The organism is Streptomyces sp. WM4235 (assembly GCF_001279725.1).
GTDB lineage: Bacteria > Actinomycetota > Actinomycetes > Streptomycetales > Streptomycetaceae > Streptomyces.
In genome coordinates, this window is record NZ_LGDE01000390.1 from 1 (window position 1) to 301 (window position 301).

Annotated in this window: 1 protein-coding gene; it reads left to right on the forward strand. The window is 72.1% G+C overall.

What is annotated here, in order from left to right:
* Window positions 1–31: 31 nt before the first annotated feature.
* Window positions 32–301 (forward strand): DUF5926 family protein (locus ADK55_RS41025; protein WP_420713681.1); only part of this gene is annotated, 270 nt, incomplete at its 3' end.

Here is a 301-nt window from a genome sequence, read left to right on the forward strand (position 1 = left end):
GGGCTGGGTCATGCCTTAGCCCGAGGAGAACCTGCCTGAGGGACTGGCGCGGCTGCTCGCCGCCGTCACCTCCTCCCTTGTTGAAGAAACCAAGCTGGTCGGTTCTTTCCGTTCCCCCGGCCTCAAGGCTCCCCGCCCGGACCGGCCCACCGGCGTCCCGGCCCCCGACGCCGCCACCCCCCCCCTGCACCCGCGGAAGGATGCCCGGGTCGGTCCCGTGGTCGCCTCGCCCCACGGCGTGGAGGCACAGACCTGTGCCCTGGTCCGCGAAGGGAGTACGTGGGGCCGCAGTTACAACCGC